The 2,525-nt window shown below is 58.6% G+C and carries 3 protein-coding genes; 2 read left to right on the top strand and 1 reads right to left on the bottom strand.

The window, feature by feature from the left end; genetic code table 11:
- A partial coding sequence (locus IQ273_RS32460; RefSeq protein ID WP_228054342.1) for a cobyrinate a,c-diamide synthase occupies positions 1-682 on the bottom strand: 682 nt, incomplete at its 3' end.
- A 131-nt stretch (positions 683-813) separates the two neighbouring features.
- Here IQ273_RS32460 and IQ273_RS32455 point away from each other — a divergent pair.
- Both IQ273_RS32455 and IQ273_RS32450 read left to right on the top strand, forming a co-directional pair.
- Entirely contained in the window at positions 814-1,245 is a 432-nt protein-coding gene (locus IQ273_RS32455; protein ID WP_194027196.1) for a DUF1622 domain-containing protein, read from the top strand.
- Between the two features lie 101 nt (positions 1,246-1,346).
- The gene (locus IQ273_RS32450) at positions 1,347-2,402 is read left to right on the top strand and encodes a hypothetical protein (RefSeq protein WP_194027195.1); all 1,056 of its coding nucleotides are present in this window, start codon (positions 1,347-1,349) and stop codon (positions 2,400-2,402) included.
- The last annotated feature ends 123 nt before the right edge of the window (positions 2,403-2,525 follow it).

The following is a 2,525-nucleotide window of genomic DNA, read 5'->3' as shown; positions in this document are numbered from 1 at the left end:
GGATGAGGGCGTCCCAGTTGAAGCAGGTGTGGCCAAGTGTGGCCAGGCGATCCAGAATTTCAGGCAGCTGGGGCAGTTCGGCGGTGGGGACGAGGCCGAGGTGGCGATCGGGTAGGGCGATCGCATCCTGCCGCCGCAATACTCCCAGAATGGGGATATCCAGGCTGGCGATCGCATCGGTGAGCAGTTCGAGGTGGCGATCGCTGCCCACCCGGTTGAGCACTACCCCAGCAATACGAACCCTCAGATCTAGCGTGCGATAGCCATGAATAATCGCCAGCACAGAGCGCGACAGGCGGCTGCAATCGACCACCAGCAGCACGGGCAGGTTCAGCAGGCGGGCAACGTGGGCGGTACTAGCCACATCAGACAGGCCTGACGCGCCGTCAAACAAACCCATTACCCCCTCGACCAGGGCAAAGTCGGCATCGTGGCAGCGGTGGGCAAAGCACTGCTGCACGTAGGTTTCTGAGGTCAAAATGGGGTCGAGGTTGTAGCAGGGGCGACCCGTCGCCTGGCGATGAAACATGGGGTCAATGTAGTCTGGCCCCACCTTGAACGACTGCACCCGATCCGACTTTTGAGCCAGGGCCGCCAGCAGGGCCAAAGTAACGGTGGTTTTGCCCACGCCGCTGCGCTCACCCGCGACCACCAGCCCGCCAGGGAAAATATTTGCACTCAACCGCAAGTCCTCTAGCGTAGATGTAGCTAGAGCAATCTTATCTTGACCTCAAGTTTCCAAAGTTCAGCTGCCTCAGCCCGCTTTGTCGGCAACTTTGAACGGCTGGGGAGAATGCCTCTAGAATTGAACCTATGGATATTCAACTACTTGGCACCAATCTGGCCGACCTGGTGAGGGCCTTGAGCGGAATTTTGATCAGCACGTGCCAACTGCTGGCCATCTTTGTGATCTCAGTTGGCATTATTCGTGCCCTGGCGATTTTTCTGCGCTCTTCGCTCTTCAAGCCTCAAACCACCACGGCCTTTCAGCGCAGCCGTCTGGCGATGGGGTATTCCTTCTCGCTGGGGCTGAGTTTTCTGGTTGGGGCCAGCATTCTCAAAACCATGCTGTCGAGCCAGTGGGAAGATATTGCCCGGCTGGTAATTATCATTGCCGTGCGAACTGTGCTGAATCTGTTGCTAGAGCGGGCCATTCGAAACAGTCAGGCGATCAGCGACGAGACTCTGGAAATCGGCACCAATGGCAAAGAAGCCGCCCCTGAAGCCGCGATCGCAAATTCCTAGCCCCGACTCATCCGCCGAGCCTCATCCTGCCTGTCTATCCCTCGACCATTTGAGTTTGGCTGGGTACCCTGGGTATGCAGGTTACGGCCAGGACGCTGATCATGTCACCTTCGTTACTGGAGCAGGCTAAAGACGGGGATGCAGCGGCGATCGCGGCCCTGCTTACCAACGCGTTGCAGCCAAAGGGCATTTCCGTGCGGGGCGATCGCCAGAGCTACTGCCTTCAGCTCTGGTTTACGGGCAACCCAGCCCCGCCCCAGGCGGCAACAGTGGCCTATGCCCGTCGCGCCCTAGACAAGTTGCAAATCTCGGCCATTGGCATTTTGCAGGTCTACGGCGAATCGGCGGAGGGGGCACAGTCCGTGTGGACAGAGGAAATTGCCCTGCTGTCGGCACCGCAGATAGAGCCCGAAGCTGAGGCCTTGCCAGAATCAGACTTTAGCCAGCCGCAACCTGTCCAGAATCCCTCACCTCCGATATTTCAGCCCCTTTTCCTCGATGACACGCCGCCAGTAGCGATCGCCCGCGCCTACCAGGAGCTAGGGCTAGAACCAGGCTCGTCGCTAGCCCAGGTAGAAGCCGTGTACTTTAAGCGTCGGGCAGTGCTACTGCGCCAGGGCGATCGCGCTGCCCTAGAACCGCTCAAATGGGCCTTCACCACCCTTAAAGCCCATCTAGAACATGAAGAAGCGGCCTCTAGCCTGGCTGTGCAGGAGCCAGCTACCGTCTCAAGGTCCGGTCTGGCTCAGCGATCGCGGCTATCCACTCCGGCCCGCCCCATTCAGCCCGATGCTCCAGACGACACCGACATTCTGGCCTTCGACAACCGCTACAGCAACGGCCTGATTTTTCCGGTACTGCTGCTGGCGGGCATGCTGATGAATGCCATGCCCATTGTCAACGCTCTGCTGTGGGGCATCAAAATTTGGGTCCACGAATTTGGCCATGCCACCGTGGCCTGGCTAGCGGGGCGGCGCGCTATTCCCCTACCGATTGGCTGGACGAGCGTAGACCCGAGGCGATCGCTGTTCGTCTATCTTGGCATTCTCGTTTTACTCGGGCTGCTCTACTGGGCTGGGCGGCGAGAAGAGAAGCGCTGGCCGGTGGTGCTGGCAATTACGTTAGCGATCGTGCAGTTTTTTATGACCTGGTTCTAGTTCCAACTTATTTTGTGTCGGCTTTCCTGGGCAACGGCCTTCTGCCATTTAACGAAGAGGCAATCAGCAGGTTGCGCACCCAGTTGTCGTGATAGCGGAAACCGTTGAGTTGTTCAAAGGGGC

Source organism: Nodosilinea sp. LEGE 07298 (assembly GCF_015207265.1).
GTDB lineage: Bacteria > Cyanobacteriota > Cyanobacteriia > Phormidesmidales > Phormidesmidaceae > Nodosilinea.
Note: the sequence above shows the minus strand (reverse complement) of the source record. Positions and strands in the feature narration are given on the sequence as shown.

Coding starts and splice junctions, on each gene's coding strand:
- IQ273_RS32455 (WP_194027196.1), top strand. CDS start 814: ATGGATATTCAACTACTTGGCACCAATCTGGCCGACCTGGTGAGGGCC.
- IQ273_RS32450 (WP_194027195.1), top strand. CDS start 1,347: ATGTCACCTTCGTTACTGGAGCAGGCTAAAGACGGGGATGCAGCGGCG.